Annotated in this window: 19 protein-coding genes; 15 read left to right on the forward strand and 4 right to left on the reverse strand. The window is 63.7% G+C overall.

The annotated features are described in order from the left end of the window. Positions 1-16 precede the first annotated feature (16 nt). Both ACO07C_RS10960 and ACO07C_RS10965 read right to left on the reverse strand, forming a co-directional pair. Positions 17-1,150, reverse strand: a complete 1,134-nt coding sequence (locus ACO07C_RS10960) for a glycoside hydrolase family 3 protein (protein WP_421914190.1) — start codon at positions 1,148-1,150, stop codon at positions 17-19. Between the two features lie 145 nt (positions 1,151-1,295). Next, positions 1,296-2,393 (reverse strand): lactonase family protein, encoded by a 1,098-nt coding sequence (locus ACO07C_RS10965; protein ID WP_421914191.1) that lies wholly within the window; start codon positions 2,391-2,393, stop codon positions 1,296-1,298. Positions 2,394-2,593: 200 nt separating this feature from the next. On the opposite strand from ACO07C_RS10965, the gene ACO07C_RS10970 reads away from it, so the two are divergent. Genes ACO07C_RS10970 through ACO07C_RS11005 form a run of 8 tightly spaced genes read left to right on the forward strand, consistent with a single transcriptional unit; the run spans position 2,594 to position 10,127 of the window. Continuing rightward, positions 2,594-3,145, forward strand: coding sequence for a MaoC family dehydratase (locus tag ACO07C_RS10970; protein ID WP_227348765.1), 552 nt, complete (start codon positions 2,594-2,596; stop codon positions 3,143-3,145). Positions 3,146-3,147: 2 nt separating this feature from the next. Next, positions 3,148-4,308, forward strand: a complete 1,161-nt coding sequence (locus tag ACO07C_RS10975) for a CaiB/BaiF CoA transferase family protein (RefSeq protein WP_421914192.1) — start codon at positions 3,148-3,150, stop codon at positions 4,306-4,308. A 20-nt stretch (positions 4,309-4,328) separates the two neighbouring features. Beyond that, positions 4,329-5,474, forward strand: a complete 1,146-nt coding sequence (locus ACO07C_RS10980) for an extracellular solute-binding protein (RefSeq protein WP_421917496.1) — start codon at positions 4,329-4,331, stop codon at positions 5,472-5,474. A gap of 24 nt (positions 5,475-5,498) precedes the next feature. Further along, a complete protein-coding gene (locus tag ACO07C_RS10985; protein ID WP_421914193.1) occupies positions 5,499-6,686 on the forward strand; it encodes an ABC transporter substrate-binding protein in 1,188 nt (395 codons plus the stop codon). A gap of 58 nt (positions 6,687-6,744) precedes the next feature. Continuing rightward, complete coding sequence (locus tag ACO07C_RS10990; RefSeq protein ID WP_421914194.1) at positions 6,745-7,482, forward strand: ATP-binding cassette domain-containing protein; 738 nt, start codon at positions 6,745-6,747, stop codon at positions 7,480-7,482. Further along, complete coding sequence (locus ACO07C_RS10995) at positions 7,475-8,218, forward strand: ATP-binding cassette domain-containing protein (RefSeq protein WP_421914195.1); 744 nt, start codon at positions 7,475-7,477, stop codon at positions 8,216-8,218. The genes ACO07C_RS10990 and ACO07C_RS10995 overlap by 8 nt, the downstream gene beginning before the upstream one ends. Then, positions 8,215-9,156 (forward strand): ABC transporter permease, encoded by a 942-nt coding sequence (locus ACO07C_RS11000; protein ID WP_421914196.1) that lies wholly within the window; start codon positions 8,215-8,217, stop codon positions 9,154-9,156. The genes ACO07C_RS10995 and ACO07C_RS11000 overlap by 4 nt, the downstream gene beginning before the upstream one ends. 5 nt (positions 9,157-9,161) lie before the next feature. Beyond that, the gene (locus tag ACO07C_RS11005; RefSeq protein ID WP_421914197.1) at positions 9,162-10,127 is read left to right on the forward strand and encodes an ABC transporter permease; all 966 of its coding nucleotides are present in this window, start codon (positions 9,162-9,164) and stop codon (positions 10,125-10,127) included. 42 nt (positions 10,128-10,169) lie between these two features. Here ACO07C_RS11005 and ACO07C_RS11010 read toward each other — a convergent pair whose 3' ends face one another. Then, positions 10,170-11,006, reverse strand: a complete 837-nt coding sequence (locus ACO07C_RS11010; protein WP_421914198.1) for an amidohydrolase family protein — start codon at positions 11,004-11,006, stop codon at positions 10,170-10,172. Positions 11,007-11,073: 67 nt separating this feature from the next. Continuing rightward, the gene (locus tag ACO07C_RS11015) at positions 11,074-11,862 is read right to left on the reverse strand and encodes an IclR family transcriptional regulator (protein ID WP_421914199.1); all 789 of its coding nucleotides are present in this window, start codon (positions 11,860-11,862) and stop codon (positions 11,074-11,076) included. 158 nt (positions 11,863-12,020) lie between these two features. Here ACO07C_RS11015 and ACO07C_RS11020 point away from each other — a divergent pair, with 158 nt between their 5' ends. The 7 genes from ACO07C_RS11020 (at position 12,021) to ACO07C_RS11050 (ending at position 18,830) form a co-directional block, all read left to right on the forward strand. Continuing rightward, complete coding sequence (locus ACO07C_RS11020) at positions 12,021-13,340, forward strand: ABC transporter substrate-binding protein (RefSeq protein WP_421914200.1); 1,320 nt, start codon at positions 12,021-12,023, stop codon at positions 13,338-13,340. Positions 13,341-13,442: 102 nt separating this feature from the next. Continuing rightward, positions 13,443-14,339 (forward strand): carbohydrate ABC transporter permease, encoded by an 897-nt coding sequence (locus ACO07C_RS11025; RefSeq protein WP_421914201.1) that lies wholly within the window; start codon positions 13,443-13,445, stop codon positions 14,337-14,339. A gap of 2 nt (positions 14,340-14,341) precedes the next feature. Beyond that, the gene (locus tag ACO07C_RS11030) at positions 14,342-15,208 is read left to right on the forward strand and encodes a carbohydrate ABC transporter permease (protein ID WP_421914202.1); all 867 of its coding nucleotides are present in this window, start codon (positions 14,342-14,344) and stop codon (positions 15,206-15,208) included. 1 nt (position 15,209) lies between these two features. Continuing rightward, entirely contained in the window at positions 15,210-16,307 is a 1,098-nt protein-coding gene (locus ACO07C_RS11035; RefSeq protein ID WP_421914203.1) for an ABC transporter ATP-binding protein, read from the forward strand. 2 nt (positions 16,308-16,309) lie between these two features. Next, the gene (locus ACO07C_RS11040) at positions 16,310-17,422 is read left to right on the forward strand and encodes a mandelate racemase/muconate lactonizing enzyme family protein (RefSeq protein WP_421914204.1); all 1,113 of its coding nucleotides are present in this window, start codon (positions 16,310-16,312) and stop codon (positions 17,420-17,422) included. Positions 17,423-17,431: 9 nt separating this feature from the next. After that, on the forward strand, positions 17,432-17,761 hold the full coding sequence (locus tag ACO07C_RS11045) for an L-rhamnose mutarotase (protein ID WP_421914205.1): 330 nt from the start codon (positions 17,432-17,434) through the stop codon (positions 17,759-17,761). After that, a complete protein-coding gene (locus ACO07C_RS11050) occupies positions 17,754-18,830 on the forward strand; it encodes a Gfo/Idh/MocA family protein (protein WP_421917497.1) in 1,077 nt (358 codons plus the stop codon). The genes ACO07C_RS11045 and ACO07C_RS11050 overlap by 8 nt, the downstream gene beginning before the upstream one ends. The last annotated feature ends 1 nt before the right edge of the window (position 18,831 follow it).

Genomic DNA, 18,831 nt, shown 5'->3' on the forward strand with positions numbered 1-18,831 from the left:
CAGCCTGATTTCTCGACTAAACCGTCGCGGCGCCCCCTTCTGAAACCTTTCGCGGACTGTTGTCGCGCAGGGGCGCGAGCGTGCTGTGCTGGGCGAAGGCGTCGTCGGGCAGGCGCCACACGGCATGCTGTGGCGCGGACGACAGCAAGACGGCGATGCGCTGGTGCGACTGAGCCAGCGTCGCCTCGGCGACAGAGCCGTCGCGTACGCCCGCAAGGATATGATCGGTCATGCGCAGGATCAGCGAGGTGTCGGCCCAGTATGCGCACATGCACAACAGGTCGCAGCCGGCATTGGCAAGCTTGATCGACGTTTCCGGCCGGTCGAGCATCGACGAGATCGCCGCCATGCCGAGATCGTCGGAGACGACCACGCCCTTGAAGCCGAGTTCGCCGCGCAGGATGTCCTGCAGCATGACCTTCGACATCGTCGCCGGCGTGCCGGGATCGATCTGTGGAAAGACGATGTGGGCGGTCATGATCATGCGCGCCCCGGCATCCGCCATATCCCTGAAAGGCGCCAGTTCACGGCTACCGAACGTCGAGGCATCGATGTCGACGACCGGGAGGCCGTAATGCGAATCGACGCTGGTGTCGCCATGGCCGGGGAAATGCTTTGGACAGCCGAGAACGCCTTCAGCCTGCATGGCCTGCAGGAACGGCCGCGCCGCCGCTGTCACGTCCTGCGGCGTGGCGCCAAAGGCGCGCTGGCCGATGACCGGGTTGTCAGCATTGGAATTGACATCAAGCACGGGAGCAAAGTTGACGTTGAAGCCGAGCGAGGCCAGTTCGATGCCCATCGCGCGCCCGACATCGGCGGCCTGTTCCTTCCAGCGCCTTGCATAGGCGAAGGGCGTGATCGGCGCCGGCGGCCTGAGCACGCCACCACCCTCATGATCGATGCAGAACAGCACCTCGTCGCGGCCGATATGTTCGCGTATGTCGGCCATCAGCTTGCGATGCGCGGCCAGCCAGTCGTCATAGGGCGCGTCGGCAAGGAAATTGGCGCGGAAAAATACCACGCCGGCAGGCTTGAGCAGGGACAGCAACCGCTTGTCGTGATCGCCCAGCACATGACCGGGCTGCAGGCCGATCAGAAAACGATGGCCGAGCGAGGCAGCGCCCCGGCCGAGGTCAAAAGCCAAATCCATCCGCGTCCCCGTTCGCGCGATTGCTTCTAGCGGCCGTTGCCGCGACGGTCTTGTGACAGATTCGATAGGTGTTTGCCCATGGCCGAAACCGCTCGAACGCGGCGCTGGCCGCGACGAAGCAAGCGCAGATTCGAGCCGTGGCCGATCAGCCCACGATCTTCACGCACATCGGGGTGCCGATCTCGATCGGGCGTCCGGTGTCGGTCAAGCCGCCGCTGGCGGGATCGCGGATAAAAATCGAGATGCGGTCGGCATTCTGGTTGGCCGAGAACAGATGTCCGCCCGAGGGCGTCAATGCCAGATTTCGCGGCGTGGCTCCGCCGCAGGGGACATGGCCCACAAGGCTCAACGCCCCGGTCTGCTGGTCGACGGCCATGGTGACGATGCTGTCGTGGCCACGGTTCGAGCCATAGACAAAACGGCCATCGGGCGAGATCTGGATGTCGGCGCAATGGTTGCTGTCGCGTGACTCGGCGGGTACCGCCGGCTTGGCGTCGATGAGCGACAGCTTGCCAGAAGCTTCGTCCAGCGCCATCGACACGATGGTCGAGTCCAGTTCGTTCATCACAAAGACAAAGCGCCCGTTCGGGTGCAAGGCCAGATGCCTTGGGCCTGCGCCGGGCGGTAGCGCGGATTCGGCGAGCTTGCTCAGCCTGCCATCGCGCTCGATCCGGTAGGACACCAGCCGGTCGATGCCGAGATCGGCGACGATGGCTGTCCCACCGGCGATGGTTTCAGTGACGCTGTGGGCGTGCGAGCGTTCCTGTCGTGCCGAATTGGGGCCGGTGCCGGTATGCGACACGCTGGCCAGCGGTGCCGACAGTGCACCATTCGTCTCGAAGCCATAGACCGCCACGGCACGGTCCGGACCACCCTGCCCCATGCCGTAATTGGCAACCAGCAGCTTCGTGCCGTCGCGGGTGATGGTGTTGTGGGCGGTGATGCTGCCGAGAGATGGCTGCTTGTTCAAATAGTTCAGCGTGCCCGAGGCGCGATCGAAGCTGTAGGCGGAGACGGTTCCCTCGCGCCAGGCGAACACTTCCGAATTGGCATAGATGCGCGAGCCGTCGGGCGTCACCGACAGGAAGGTCGGGTTGTCGACATCGTTGGTCTCGGCCAGCTTTCGCGTTTCCAGCGTGACCTCGTCAAAGCTGTAGATGCTGAGGCCGACGCCGCGCGCGCCCTGAAAATACGGTGCCTCGCGGTTCAGGCTGCCGACAAAGACCAGACTGGCATTGTGCATGATTTCCTCCCCTGTTCCGAAGGCGCTTCGGCGCGCGGGAACAGCCAAAATTTCGCCGAGACTCGCTTGCAACGCAACCCCATATGTGAAAATACTATTTACAAAAGAAGATTGACGGGAGGAGACGTCGTGCTTTCAGACGCTTTGACGCGTGTTCCGACGGTTTGGCCGCAGCCATTGCAAGGCTGGCAGCGCCAGCCATGAGCGATTTCGCGCCCACGGTCGGCGTCGCCTCGACGCATCCCGCCAACATGCCGAAGGACCATGCCGATCTTCCGGTCTGGAACGCGGAAAACTGGTTCTATGAGGATTGGCCGGTCGGGCAGAAGATCCGGTCGCTGCGCCGCACCATGGCGGAAGGCGACAGCCATCTGTTCAATACGCTTGTGCTCGACATCCATCCTTACGTGCAGGACCAGATGTTTGCCGAGACAGAGGGCATTTTCGGCAAGCGGCTGATTGCAGGCGCTTTTGTGTTCTCGGCCGGGCTGGGGCTGGTCGCCACCAACTGCGTCAACGCTTTTTCCTATGGCTACGACAAGTTGCGCTTCATAAAGCCTGTCTTCATTGGTGATACGATCTATTCGATCCGCTCCAACCTCGACAAGAAGCCCCGCTACAAGGAGATGGGGCTGATCCGCGCCAGCTATGAGGTGTTCAAGGGCGAAGGCGAACTCGTTCTCTATTGCGAGCATCTGCAGACGGTGAAGTACCGCAACCCGGCCGATTTCGTCGGCAAGACGGAGAAATAATGATGCCGGCAGCAGCCGATTTGCCGCTTGCCGGCCTGGTCGTCGTCGACATGAGCCAGTTCCTGTCCGGGCCCTACTGCTCGCTCAGGCTTCTTGACCTCGGCGCTCGCGTCATCAAGATCGAGCGCCCGGATGGCGGCGACCTATCGCGAAGGCTCTATCTCAGCGACACCGAGATCGGCGGCGATTCCACCATCTTCCATGCCATCAACCGGGCCAAGGAAAGCTTTGCGATCGACCTCAAGAACGAGGCCGATCTCAAGGCTTTGCGCGAATTACTGACGAAGGCCGACGTGTTGATCCAGAACTTCAGGCCGGGTGTCATCGAGCGGCTGGGCCTCGACTATGAGGCTGTCCGCAAGATCAATCCGCGGCTCGTCTACGCCTCCATCAGCGGCTATGGCGAGGACGGTCCATGGGTCAAGCGGCCCGGCCAGGACCTGCTGGCACAGTCGCGCTCGGGCGTGATGTGGCTGAACGGCGACGAGGATCAGGGACCGGTGCCGTTCGGGCTTGCCATCGGCGACATGCTGGCGGGCGCGGCCTGTGCGCAAGGCATTCTGGCGGCGCTTGTGCGGCGCGGCGTCACCGGTCAGGGAAGCCATATCGAAACCAGCCTGCTCGAAGCACTGGTCGACTTCCAGTTCGAGGTGCTGACGACGCATCTAAACGATGGCCGCCGCTTGCCCAAGCGCTCCAACTTCCGCAGCGCGCATGCCTATCTCTCGGCACCCTACGGTGTCTACCCTGCCAAGGACGGGTACCTGGCCATAGCCATGACGCCGATCCCCAAGCTTGCCGACCTGCTGTCGCTTGAAGAACTGGCCCCCTATCGCGACAAGCCGGCATCGTGGTTTACCGCGCGCGACGACATCAAGGCGATCATCGCCAGGAGAATCGCCACCAAGACGATCGAGGAATGGCTGGCCATTCTCGAGCCGGCCGATATCTGGTGCGCCAAGGTGCTGACCTGGCCGGAAATGCTGGCAAGCGAGGGTTTCCAGTCGCTTGATATGCTGCAGACCGTGACGCGCGAGGATGATGTCTCGATCCTGACCACAAGTTCGCCGCTCAGGGTCGATGGCGTCCGCGCCAAGGTCGACCGGGCAGCGCCGCGCATTGGCGAGCATAGTGCACGGATTCGCGAGGAATTCGGCCTGTGAGCGTGCGCACCCTCAAGGGCATGACCTGGAGTCATCCGCGTGGCTACGATCCGATGGTCGCCTGCTCGTCCCTGTGGGAGCAGAAAACCGGCGTTGCCATCGCATGGGACAAGCGCTCGCTGCAGGATTTCGAATCCTTCCCGGTCGAGGAACTGGCGCGCGCCTACGACCTCATCGTCATCGACCATCCGCATGTCGGCCAGATCACCGCCGAGAATTGCCTGGCGCCGCTGGATGTCGCGGGCCGGGAAGCTGACCGTGCGGCACTCAAGGCCGGCAGCCTCGGTCAGTCCTATCCGAGCTATACGTGGCAAGGCCGACAATGGGCGTTTCCAATCGACGCGGCCAGCCAGGTGCAAGCGTGGCGACCGGATCGGCTGAACGCGGCGCCGACGCGCTGGTCCGAGGTGCTCGACCTGGCGCGGCGAGGCCATGTCCTGTTGCCGCTCAGGCCGCCGCATTCGCTGATGACGCTCTACACGCTTGCCGGTAATCTCGGGAAGCCCTGCGCGACCGATGCGCCCGGCGATCTCATCGGCCTCGCGACCGGCGAGCAGGTTTTCGAGATGATGCGCGAGATCGCCGCGCTCGTCGACCCGGTTTGCCTTGGCATGGACCCGATCGCGGTTTCCGAGGACATGGCCGCGACCGACTCGCAAACATTCTGCGCGCCGCTGATCTATGGCTACGTTTCCTACGCCGTCACCGGCTTCCGGCCCCACCGCCTCGCCTTCACGGACATCCCGGCCGCCGGAGATGCCGGCCCTGTCGGTTCGGCACTGGGCGGAACCGGTATCGCCGTCTCGGCCTTTTCAAAGGCGAAACCCGAGGCGATCGACTTTGCCTATTGGATCGCCAGCGGCGACGTGCAGCGCGGCCCCTATGCCGCCGCGGGCGGCCAGCCCGGCCACGCCGCGGCCTGGGGAGACCAGGCGGTCAATGCGGCGACCGGCAATTTCTACAAGGACACCCGCGCCACGCTCGACGGCGCATGGGTCAGGCCTCGTCACGATGGCTACATGGCGTTCCAGCAGAGCGCGTCCGATCGCATCAATCTCGGCCTGGTCGAGCGGCACGCCGCCGCTTCCGTTGTCGCCGATCTCAATCGCCTGTTTCGGGAGAGTTTCCCGGCGCGGGTGTCCGGCGCTGCCGGTGGAGGAGCCTGAAACTAAACTAAACGGAGGAGAACAATGAAAAACATGATCCGCGGCCTTTTGGCCGCAACCGCTTTTGTATCGATGGCAACCGTTGCCTATGCCGAGGACGTGCAGGGCGTGATCGCGGGGCTGCCGACTGAACTGAAAGCGCAGTATGACGGGGCGCCGCAGAAAATCCTGCCATCGGCCTGGGACAATTTCACGCCGCCGCCGAAGCCATGGAAATGGTGCCACTCGGAATCCTACCAGGGCAATCCGTGGCGCGTTACCGTCACCAAGGAGTTGAAACGTCTGGTTGACGGGCTGATCGCCGACGGCACGGTGTCGAGCTTCGAAGTGTCGGATTCCAACAACGACGCCAGCCAGCAGATCAACCAGATCCGCGCCTTCATCGACAAGAAGTGCTCGATCATCACGTCGATCCCCGGCTCGGCGACCGCGCTGGACGACGCCATCGATGCCGCCGCCAAGGCCGGTATTCCCTTCCTGACCGCCGCCGGTTCGGTGACCAGCCCGAACGCGATCAATGTCGATTCCAACTATTCGCGTTGGGGCTATGACATGATGACGGCGATCGGCAAGGCCGATCCGAACGGCGCCAGCATACTTTTGGTCGAGGGCATCGCGGGCCACCCGATCGTGGTTCAGGAACGCCAGGGCGCGGACAAGGCGCTGGCCGAGAATCCGAAGCTGAAGATCGCGCGCAACGTCAACGGCAACTGGACGGCCAACGTCACCAAGACCGTGGTGCTGCAGGCGATCGCCACCAATCCGGCGCCGATCGATGCGGTGTGGACGACAGGCAGCGAAAGCCGCGTCGTGGCGGAAGCGTTCGCGCAGGCCGGGAGGCCTGCTCCGCTGATCACCGGTTCGATCACCGGCGATGCGCTGGGCTACTGGAAGGCCAATCCCGACAAGTACCGCTTCGAAGGCCATGCGGTGCTGCCGCACTGGACCGCCGAGACGCTGTTTCGCATCGGCGTTCGCATGCTCGACGGCCAGAAGCCCAAGCTGAACACGCTGCTGATCCCGATACCGCCGGTTCACAGCGCGGATCTTGGCGCCTGGTACAAGGACTGCATGACGCCGGACGCGGTTTCGATCTTCCCGGTCCCGCCGAAGGACCCGATGCCGGAGGAATGGCTGAACGCCTATTTCGCCAATCCGGCGCCGACCCAGGGCTGGGACTATTCGAAGGTGCCGGACGCCTGCGCCAAGTAATATCTTGAAGGCCGGCGCCGCACGCGCGGCGCCGGCCTTCCCCCATCAGGAATATGCCATGCTGGAAGTCCAGGATGTCTCTAAACGCTATGGCGAAACGGTCGCGCTGGCGAACGCCTCGATCGCGTTCCGCGCTGGCACGATCCACACCATCCTGGGCGAGAACGGCTCGGGCAAGAGCACGCTCGTCAAACTGCTGTCCGGGATCGTGCAATCAGACAGCGGCACGATCCGGCTCAACGGAGCGCCCTTCTCCGGCCATGGACCGGCAGCCTTCCAGGCCGCCGGTTTCGCCACCGTGTTCCAGGAGGTGCTGATCGCGCCCGACCGCTCGGTCACCGACAACATCCTGCTTGGGCTCGATGGCCTGCTCAAACGCGCGGTGCCCCGAGGCGAGCGAAAGCAGCGCGCGCAAGCCGTGCTGAAGCAGTTCGCGGTAACCGAGATCCCGCTTGACCAGCCGGCGGGGCAGTTGCCGCTGGCGGTTCAGCAACTCATTGTGCTCGCCCGCGCGATCGTCCGCACGCCGCGCATTCTCATTCTCGACGAGGTGACGGCAGCGCTCGACTTTGCCGACCGCGAGGCGGTTTTCGCCATGATGCGCAGGCTCGCCTCGGAGGGCTGCCTTATCCTGTTCATTACCCACCGCATGGACGAGGTGATGGCGCTTTCCGACCGGATCTCCGTGCTGCGCGGCGGCAATGTGGTGGCAACGGAGGAGCGCGGCGGATCCACAGCATCCGAGTTGCTCAAGGCGATGGCGCCGCGCACGGCGGCGGAGCTCGCGCATGTCTGAACAGACTGCCCTTTCGGTGCGCGGCCTGGTCATCGCGCCCGGCGCGGCCCCGGTGACACAGACAATCGCGCCGGGCGAGATTGTCGGCCTTGCAGGTCTCGACGGCCATGGCCAGGAGCGGTTCCTGAAAGCGCTGGCTGGACTGGAGAAACCTGTCGGCGGCGATGTGATCATCCACACGCCGGCTGGGCCGCGTGCCGTTACCAGTTTTCGCAAGGCGGTCGCCAGCGGCATCGCCTATCTGCCGCGCGACCGGCGCGCCACCGGGATCTTTCCGACCCAGTCCGTGCTGGACAATTTCGCAGTCTCGACGCTGTCGCGCGACATGCATTTCGGGTTGCTGAATTTTTCACGGCGCCGGCAGCGCTATGAAGCGTATCGCGAAAAGCTCTCCATCGTCGCGCCACGACCGGACGCCGCGATCACCACGCTTTCCGGCGGCAACCAGCAGAAGGTGCTGCTGGCCCGGGCATTGGCACTGGAGCCGGCCTTCCTGCTGCTCAACGACCCGACGCGCGGCGTCGACGTGGCGACTCGCCATATCCTCTACGACGTATTCCGGGGGTTGGCCGCCGACGGCATGTCGCTGGTCATCCTGTCGAGCGAGATCGAGGAAATTCTCCTGCTCTGCCATCGCGTCCTGGTGTTCCGTGAACAGCAGGTGGCGGCAGAAATCAGCGGACAGCAAATGAACAGTGACACCGTGATCGCCGCCATGTTCGGACGCGCGGCATGAAGGGCTCGTGGCGCAAATGGCGCGGCGCTGGTTTCGCGGTCGTGCTTCTGGTCATCCTTGCGGTGGTCAACCTGGTGCTCAACCCGGCCCGTTTCCACCCATCGGCATGGGGCACATTGATCGGCCTGGCGGCGCCGCTGATCGGCGCGGCGGTGGCCTCGGCTCCGGTCATACTGGCCGGGCGCGGCGGCATCGACATTTCCGTCGGACCGCTGATGGGGTTCGTCAACGCGATCGTGATCCAGTTGCTGTTCCTGACGCTCGGCATCTCGTCGCCGTTGATCATTGTGCCGGCGGCACTGCTGATCGGTGCACTGGTCGGTGCCGCCAACGGCTTCCTGGCCACGGTGGTACGCATCCAGCCGATCGTCGCGACGCTGGGCACCTATTTGATCCTTGCCGGCATAACGCTGACCATCCTGCCCGCGCCGATCGGCCCGGCGCCGGCATGGCTGAAGGCCATGTCGGGTCCCTGGTCGGCGGTGCCGCTGGCGCTGATCTTCCTGTTCTGGTGGCTGGTGCGCCAGACGCCCTATTACGACCAGCTGATGGCTGTCGGCAGTGACGATCGCGCCGCCTACACGGCCGGCGTGCCCGTCACCAAGGTTCGCTTCATCGCCTATGTCATGACCGGCATGCTTGCCGCCTGCGCCGGCTTGATGCTGACGGCGCTGATCGGTTCGGCCGATCCCAACATCGGACCGACCTACACGCTGATCGCAATCGCCGCGGTGGCGCTTGGCGGCGTCAGCCTTGCCGGCGGACGCGGCGGACTGTTGGGCGCCGCGATCGGCGCCATCGACATCTTCCTGCTGCAGAGCGTGCTGACCGCCTTCAACGTCTCCACCTATGTGCTGCAGATCGCCTATGGCGTCATCCTCGTGGTGGCGGTCATCATGACCGCGCTGCAGGAACGGCTCTCCGGACGGAAAGGCTGACAAGCATGGCCCAGACCTGGTTCCAGTCCACCAATGCCCGCGTCGCCGGCGCCTTTGCCGTCGCGGTCGCCTTGCAGATCTCCGGCACGCTGCTGATCCCCGGCTATTCCGCGCCGTTCGCGATCCGCGCGTTGCTGGTCATCGCCTCGCTGCTAGCCGTGGCATCGATCGGCCAGACGCTCGTCGTCATCCTCGGCGGCATCGACCTGTCGATCCCCTTCGTCATCGGCTTTGCCAACGTCGTCGCCGCGCAGCTCTACGGCAACGGCATGAATTTCGCGCTGGTCTGCCTGATCGTCGGCGTGCTCGCCATCCTGATCGGCGCGCTCAATGGGCTGATCTCGCGCGGTCTGAACATCCATCCGCTGATCGTCACGCTGGGCATCGGAATGATCGTGCAAGGCGCAGTCCTTTTGTGGACCGGCGGCTTTCCATCCGGATCGGCACCGGATGCTGTATCCGCTTTCGTTTCGATCGGCGGGTCCACCGGCCCGCTTCCGGTGCCGGCGGTGGTGCCATGCGTGGCGGTGCTGACCTTATTGGTGGCGCTCGTGCTTGCCAGAACGCCCTATGGACGCCGCCTCTATGCCGTCGGCAGCAACCCGGAGGCAGCACCGCTGGCGTTGATCGATCCGGTGCGAATGTGGACGGTCACCTATGCCGCGAGCGCCTTCTTCGCCGCCGCCGCAGGCGTGCTGCTGCTCGGCTTCACTGGTTCGGCCTATGGCGATGTCGGCCAACCCTATCTGTTCCAGACCATCGCGGCGGTTGTGGTCGGTGGTGCTGCGCTCGTTGGCGGCCGCGGCAACTATTTCGGCACCATCGCCGGCGTGCTGGTGCTGACGGAGATCAACACGCTGCTGATCGGGCTCGGCTTCCAGCCCTCGACGGTGCAGGCGGCCCTTGGCTTCGTCATCGTGCTGCTCGTGTCGCTCTATGGCCGCGAGCGCCACGTATCGGCGACGATCTGAGCGCCGACAATAACGCTGGAGGTCGAGTGCGCCTCAGCCGTTCTACAGGCCCCACAGCCGCTTGGCGTTGGCGGACAGCAGCAGTGTCCGCTCATCCGGGCTTGCGCCGCCGATCAACGCATGCGTTGCCGCCACCCAGGTCGCGAGGCCGCCGCCCAGCGTGCAGACCGGCCAGTCGCTGCCCCAGACGACGCGGCTCCAGCCGAAGCACTTGATGGTGTGTTCGACATAGGGACGCAAGGTGTCGACCGTCCAGGACCCGGCATCCGCATAGGCGACAACGCCGGAAATCTTGGCGACGACGTTTTCGCGCCGCGCGATCTCCGCAATGTGCTGGCGCCACGGATGATCGCCGGCGCTCTTGATGTCGGGCACACCGCAATGGTCGAGCACGAACTGGACGCCGGGCGCCAGATCGGCGAGAGCGATCGCCTTGGGTATCTGGTGCGGCAGGACGACGAGATCGAAGGTCAGGCCGGTTCCCGCAAGCCGCTTGATGCTTTCGCGAAAATGCGCGCCTTCCGAAAGCTCGTCAGGCATGACGTGGAGTACGCGGCGAAAGCCCTTGACGAAAGGATCGGCCTGCTGACGTTCCAGATAGGCGGCAAAGTCCGCATCTTCCGGACGGCAGGAAGCAATCGCCCCACGCAGCAAACTGCCACTCTTTCGCGACTGCGCCTTCACATGACCGGTTTCAGCTTCGATGTCGGCCGGATCGACATCGACTTCCATATGCAACGCGCCCTCGATGCCGGCGCGGCGGGCCTGGGTCGCATAGTCGTCATGGGAGAAATCGCGGTTCAGCGCCGGCACGCCGCCGAGCCACGGATAGCGCAGCGCCGAAAGATCGATCAGGTGCAGATGGGTGTCGAAGATCATGGCGGCGCGCCCTCCTCCCTGGCGACTTGCGATCATCTCACGGAGAAATCAATCATTCAAATAAGAATTACCTGCCCTGCTTTACGGCTGACCCGGCGAGATTCGAGAGTCGCGTCGCGGCGCTCTGCAGCAGCTGGATCGTGGCCGTTATGTCGGGTGCGGCCGGCGCGTTCACAAGCGTGATGTAGGGTATGGTCAGCGCGGCGATGGCACGGCCATCCGGGCCGAGAACCGGCGTGGAAAGATTATAGACGCCCGCGGTCTGAAGAGATGCCATCATCTCGTAGCCGCGGTCGCGGACCTGGTCGAGACGAGCGAAAAATTCCGGCGTCAGGGCGACCTCATCGGTACTCTGCAGATGCTCCGCGATCATCATCTTGCGCTCTTCCGGAGAGCGGAATGCAAGAAGCACATGACCGGATCCGGTGTCGAAAAGGCTGATGTGGGAGCCGACTCGGATCGAGATGCCCCAGTAACGCGGCGCTTCCTGCTGGGCGATGACAACGGCGGCTCCACGGTCGAACACGACCAATTGGTTCGCCTGCCATGAGGTCTCGGCCAGGTCGCGCATGATCGGCGTTGCGTAGGAAACGAGCCGACGCACCGGCGCGTGCAATTGCGCCAGCCCAAACAGCTTGAGCGTCAGCGAATAGCGATCGCCATCAGGGCGCGTCACATATCCCCGCCGCACAAGGCGGTCGAGCATGCGGTAGAATTCGTTGGGACTGCGGTCGAGTTTCTTGGCGATCTCGGCCTGCGTCAGGCCACCGTCCACGCCCGCCAACAGTTCGAGGATATCGAGCCCCTTGTCCAGCGCGGGCGCGCGATAACGGTCATCTTCATCGTCCTCGGCCATGACCCTCTCCAGTGAATTCCGTCCTTCATATGCGCATAAAGAGCGAAAATTCGAAAGAACTTTCGGCTTGACGATGTATGAATGTTTTGTTTGTATATGAATGAATCTGCCCGACGATCATGTCATGGCCGTCGACGCGGGTCCTTTGGGAGGAACCAATGAAGAGATTGATTTCCGGCCTGTCGGCCGGCGTAACGCTGCTTGCTTTTGGCGCGGGCGCTGCCTTCGCCGGCGACCTACCCGGCAAGTTCGAAGGCGTCACCATCGACGCCAAGCTGATCGGCGGCCAGCAGTATGAAGCGCTATACACGCGCATCGGCGAGTGGGAGAAGGCGACCGGCGCCAAGGTCAACATCCTGACCAAGAAGAACGGCTTCGATATCGACAAGGAGCTGAAATCGGACATCGCTTCCGGCAGCACCAACTGGTGCGTCGGCTGGAACCACTCCTCTTTCGCGCCGCAGTACACCGGCCTCTACACCGATCTCAGCAAGCTGCTGCCCAAGTCGGAGATTGACGCCTTCGTGCCCTCGACGATCAAGGCGGCAACCATCGACGGCAAGCTGGAAATGCTGCCGCGCGCGCAGTTCGACGTGTCGGCGCTCTACTACCAGAAGAGCCTGTACGAGGACGCCGACAACAAGACCAAGTTCAAGGCGAAATACGGCTACGACCTCGTGCCTCCGGACACCTGGAAGGAAGTCACCGACCAGGCCGAATTCTTCGCCAATCCGCCAAATTTCTACGGCACCCAGTTCGCGGGCAAGGAAGAGGCAATCAACGGCCGCTTCTACGAGATGGTTGTCGCCGAGGGCGGCGAGTATCTCGACAAGGACGGCAAGCCCGTCTTCAACTCCGAAGCCGGCGTGCGTGCGCTCGACTGGTTCGTCAACCTCTACAAGGCCAAGGCCGTGCCGGCGGGCACCACCAACTACCTGTGGGACGATCTTGGCCAGGGCTTTGCTTCGGGTACGATCGCCATCAATCTCGACTGGCCGGGATGGGCCGGATTCTTCAACGATCCGAAATCGTCGAAGGTCGCCGGCAATGTCGGCGTCAAGGTCGCGCCCAAGGGCTCGGCCGGCATCCGCACCGGCTGGTCCGGCTTCCATGGCTTCTCGGTAACCGAGAATTGCCCCAACAAGGAGGCGGCTGCCTCCCTGGTGTGGTGGCTCACCAACGAGGATAGCCAGAAGCTGGAAGCGGCCGCCGGCCCGCTGCCGACCCGCACGGCGGTCTGGGAATGGGACCTAAAGCAGGCCGAGAACGATCCTTACAAGAAGGAGGTCCTCGCCGCATTCCAGGAAGAGGCCAAGCACGCTTTCGCGGTTCCGCAGACGCCGGAATGGATCGAGATATCCAACGCTGTCTATCCTGAACTGCAGGCCGCTATCCTGGGTGACAAGACCTCCAAGCAGGCGTTGGACGAAGCCGCAGCCAAGGCGACGCAGATCCTGCAGGATGCCGGCAAGCTTTAATTTCCTCCCCGGGGGCGCGGCGTTTGTGAAGACGTTACGTCCCCGAACCGTTTCCAGCGCCCTGGCCTGCGGTATTCGGGCACCAAACAGAACCGGATCGACATGAAAGGCTGGAAACCCTCGGCACCGTTCCTGCTTCTGCTGCCGGCCATCATCGTGCTGGCCGCGGTGGTCGTGGTGCCGCTGTGCCTGTCCCTCTATTCGAGTTTCACACCGTTCCGGCTGACCCGGCCGGAGACCTTCTGGGTGTTCATCGGGTTTCGCAACTATGCCAACATCCTGGCCGACTGGAATTTCTGGGCAGCCTTCCTGCGCACCGTCGTGCTGCTGACAGTGGCGCTCAATCTCGAAATGCTGCTGGGACTCGGCCTGGCTTTGCTGGTGGAAAAGGCGTCGCGCGGACAGCGCCTGCTGCGCACCATCATGATGTTCCCGATGATGTTCTCGCCGATCCTGGTCGGCTTCCAGTTCAAATTCATGTTCAATGACAATATCGGCCTGGTGAACAACGCGCTCCAGGCGCTCGGCCTGACCGACCGCGCCATCCCGTGGCTGATCGACGGCAAGCTTGCCTTCTTCGCCATTCTGACCGCCGAGATCTGGTCGTCGACCTCGGTGTTCGCGATCCTCATCCTGGCCGGGCTTCTGGCCATGCCGCGCGAACCGGTCGAGGCGGCCCGCGTCGACGGCTGCACGCCGTGGCAGACGTTCCGCTATGTGACATGGCCGTTCATCATGCCGTTCGCCTACATCGCCATGACGATCCGATCGCTGGACGTCGCGCGCGCCTATGACATCGTCAAGATCATGACCGATGGCGGCCCGGCCGGGCGTACCGAGCTTTTGTGGACGCTCGTGGCGCGCACCGGCTACAGCGATTCCAGGATGGGAATGGCCAACGCCATGGCCTATGTCTCGATCCTGCTATCGATCCTGTTCACCGTCTATTTCTACCGCAAGCTCGCCGCGGCGCGCTCGCAGGTCGCGGCGGAATGGTGAGCATGGACCAGAACGCCGCCCATCGCCTGCGCCGCCGCGCCTTGAGCATTGCCCACGCCGTCGGCCTGTTCCTGGCCATGCTGGTCATCTGCCTGCCCGGCATCTGGATCGTGCTGTCGTCGCTGAGGCCAACCGTCGAGATCATGGCCAAGCCGCCGGTTTGGATCCCCCAGGATATTTCGCTCGACGCCTATGTCGCCATGTTCAGCGGCATCGGCAAGGGCGGCATTCCCGTGCTCGACTATTTCCGCAACTCGCTGATCATCTCGGTGACCTCCACGGTCATCGCCATCGCCATAGGCATGGCCGGCGGCTACGCCTTTGCCCGCTACCGCTTCCGCGCCAAGTCGGCGATGTTCCTTGGCCTGATGCTGACGCGCACGGTGCCGGGCATCGCGCTGTCGCTGCCGCTGTTCTTCGTCTATGCGCGGCTCGGCATCATCGACACGCATTTCGGGCTGATCCTCGCCTATGTCGCGCTCAACGTTCCCTTCACCATCTGGCTGATCGACGGCTTCTTCCGTCAGGTGCCGAAAGACCTCGCCGAAGCGGCCCAGATCGACGGCTGCACCCGCTGGCAGGCCTTCTGGCAGGTCGAGTTTCCGCTGGCCGGCCCCGGCATCGCTTCCGCCGGCATCTTCGCTTTCCTGACATCGTGGAACGAGTTCGCGCTGGCATCGCAGCTGACGCGCTCGGTCAATTCCAAGACGCTGCCGGTCGGGCTGCTCGACTACACCGCTGAATTCACCATCGACTGGCGCGGCATGTGCGCGCTGGCCGTGGTCATGATCATTCCGGCCCTCACGCTTACCTTCATCGTCCAGAAACATCTCGTCGGCGGCCTGACGTCGGGCGCAGTGAAAGGCTGACATGGCAACCGTATCCCTGAAGAAACTTACCAAGAGCTATGGCCCGGTCGGCGTCGTGCACGGCATCGACCTCGATGTCGCCGATCGCGAGTTCATTGCCTTGGTCGGGCCTTCCGGCTGCGGCAAATCGACGACGCTGCGCATGATCGCGGGACTCGAGGATATCAGCGGCGGGGTGATCGAGATCGGCGGCCGCAAGGTCAACGACCTGCCGCCGCGCTCGCGCAACATCTCGATGGTGTTCCAGTCCTACGCGCTCTACCCGCACATGACGGTGCGCGAAAACCTCGGCTTCTCGCTCAAGATCGCGGGAGCGGCCAAGGAAGACATGGACCGGCGCGTCGCCGAGGCATCGGCCATCCTCGGCCTCGACACGCTGCTCGACCGCCGCCCCTCGCAGTTGTCCGGCGGCCAGCGCCAGCGCGTCGCCATGGGCCGCGCGATCGTGCGCGATCCCGATGTCTTCCTGTTCGACGAGCCGCTGTCCAATCTCGACGCCAAGCTGCGGACGCAGATGCGTACCGAGATCAAGAAGCTGCACGCCAAGGTGCAGTCGACGGTGATCTATGTCACCCATGACCAGGTCGAGGCGATGACGCTCGCCGACCGCATCGTCATCATGCGCGATGGCCATATCGAACAGGTCGGCACACCCGACGAGGTTTTCCGGCGGCCGGCCACGCGCTTTGTCGCCGGCTTCATCGGTTCGCCGCCGATGAACCTGCATGAGGCGGTCGTCGACGCCGGACAGTTGCTGTTCGCCAGCGGCCAGAAATTGCCCCTGCCCGGGCAGTTCAAGGCGAATGTGACCGCCGGCGACAAGGTGGTGTTCGGCCTCAGGCCCGACGACATCTATCCGACGGGGCACGGAATCAGCTCCGGCGCGGACGCCGACGTTCACCAGCTGGAATTGCCCGTGATCGTGACAGAGCCGCTGGGCAACGAGACGCTGGTGTTCGTCGAATTCAACGGCAACGACTGGGTATCGCGCATGCTCAACCCGAAACCGCTGCGGGCGGGCGACAAGGTGAAGATGAGCCTGGACCTGTCGCAGGCGCATCTGTTTTCCACCGCGACCGGACGGACATTGCGAGGCTGACCATGGCAAGAATCGAAAAAGTCGAACTGCGCATCGTCGACCTGGTGCCGAAGGTGAAGCGCACCGACGCGATCCAGAGTTTCGTCAGCCAGGAAACGCCGATCGTCACTATCACCGACGCCGATGGCGCGGTCGGAACCGGCTACAGCTACACGATCGGCACCGGGGGCTCCTCGGTGATGCGGCTGTTGTCCGATCATCTGGCGCCGCGCCTGATCGGCCGCGACGCCGACATGATCGAGGCGATCTGGCACGAACTCGAATTCGCCACCCACGCCACGACGATCGGCGCGATCACGGCCATCGCACTCGCGGCCGTCGACACGGCGCTCTGGGACCTTCGGGCGAAAAAGCAGAACTTGCCGCTGTGGAAGCTGGCCGGCGGCGCCAAGGACCGTTGCCCGCTGTACACCACCGAGGGCGGCTGGCTGCACATCGAGACCGAGGCGCTGGTCGACGACGCGCTGGCCGCCAAGGCCAAGGGTTTTCGCGGTTCGAAGGTCAAGATCGGCAAACCGCACGGGTCGGAGGACCTTGCCCGGCTGAGAGCGGTGCGCAAGGCGGTCGGCGACGGCTACGAGATCATGACCGACTGCAACCAAGGCTTTTCCGTCGACGAGGCGATCCGCCGGGCGGAGCGGTTGCGTGAGCTCGACCTCGCCTGGATCGAGGAGCCGCTGCCGGCCGATGATATTGACGGACATGTGCGGCTGTCGAACGCGACATCGACGCCGATCGCCATTGGCGAGTCGCTCTATTCGATCCGCCATTTCCGCGAATACATGCAGAAGGGCGCCTGCTCGATCGTCCAGGTCGATGTCGGCCGCATCGGCGGTATCACTCCCTGGCTGAAGGTGGCTCATGCGGCCGAGGCGTTCGACATTCCCGTTTGTCCGCACTTCCTGATGGAACTGCATGTCAGCCTGACCTGCGCCATTCAGAACGGCCGCTATGTCGAGTATATTCCCCAACTTGACGAACTGACCGGCAAGAAGATGCGCATCGAGGACGGCCATGCCCTGGCACCGGAAGAACCCGGCATCGGCATCGACTGGGACTGGGATGCCGTCAAGGCGAAGAGCATCGGTGAGTTCACCACGACGATCATGAAATAGGAAGCGGACATGCAGCGGATGGGAATGGTGCTCGGCCTCAAGCCGGAAAAGGTCAAGGAATATGTGCGGCTTCACGCCGCCGTCTGGCCTGACGTGCTCACCATGATTTCCGCCTGCAACATCAAGAACTATTCCATTTACCTGAAGCAGCCGGAGAATCTGCTGTTCAGCACTTTTGAATATCACGGCACCGATTACGCCGCGGACATGGCCAAGATGGCGGCCGACCCAAGGACGCAGGAATGGTGGGCGGTCTGCATGCCCTGCCAGGAGCCGCTGCCGACCCGCAAGGAGGGCGAATGGTGGGCGTCGATGGATGAAGTCTTCCATCATGACTGATGGTGCCTTCGATCCCGCCTCGCTCTCGCAGGCGTGGGCGCGGCCGTCAAATCCTCGGCCGATCGTGATTTTCGGGGCCGGCTCGATCGTTGGCGACGCCCATCTGCCGGCCTACCGGAAGGCCGGCTTCCCGGTCGCCGGGCTTTTCGATCCCGATCACGCCAAGGCACAGAAGCTGGCGGACAGCTGGGGCATCGCTGCCTACCGCTCGGCCGAGGAGGCCGCGTCGGTCAACGATGCCATCTTCGATCTGGCAACGCCGCCGGCCCGTCACGCCGATGTGCTCGGCAAACTGGCCGACGATGCCGTGGCGCTGATCCAGAAGCCGATGGGCAGCGACCTCACAGAGGCTACCGAAATCCTGCGTACGTGCCGGCGCAAGAACCTCAGGGCGGCCGTCAACTTTCAGCTCCGCTTCGCGCCGATGATGCTGGCGCTCAAGGACGCTATCGCCAAGGGGTGGCTGGGCGAAATCGTCGATTTCGATGCCTGGCTCGCGCTTGCGACGCCCTGGCAACTCTGGGAATTCCTGCGGACAGCGCCGCGCGTCGAGATCGCCATGCATTCGATCCACTATCTCGACCTGATCCGGCAGCTCCTTGGCGACCCCAGGGGGATTCACGCCAAGACGCTCGGCCATCCCAACCACAAGGTCGCGCAAACACGCACCAGCGCGATCCTCGACTATGGCGATACCTTGCGCTGCGCGCTGTCGATCAACCACGACCACAAATTCGGCCGCCGGCGCCAAGCCTGCGAGTTCCGCATCTGCGGCACCGAGGGTGCGGCCTACCTCAAGCTGGGGCTCAATCTGGATTATCCACGCGGCGAGCCGGACATCCTTGAAATCCATCCGAAGGGGGGTTCCGACTGGGTCACGGTGCCGCTTCAGGGCGAATGGTTCCCCGACGCCTTTGTCGGTCGCATGGCCAATGTCCAGCGCTTTGCATCGGGCGAGGACACCGAACTGGTCAGCTCCGTCGAGGATGCCTGGAACACGATGGCGCTTGTCGAGGCCGGCTATCAATCCAGTGCCGCCCCGGCGACACCGATCGCGGCGAGGCCCTGAC

The sequence above is a fragment of the Mesorhizobium sp. genome, assembly GCF_965229135.1.
GTDB lineage: Bacteria > Pseudomonadota > Alphaproteobacteria > Rhizobiales > Rhizobiaceae > Mesorhizobium.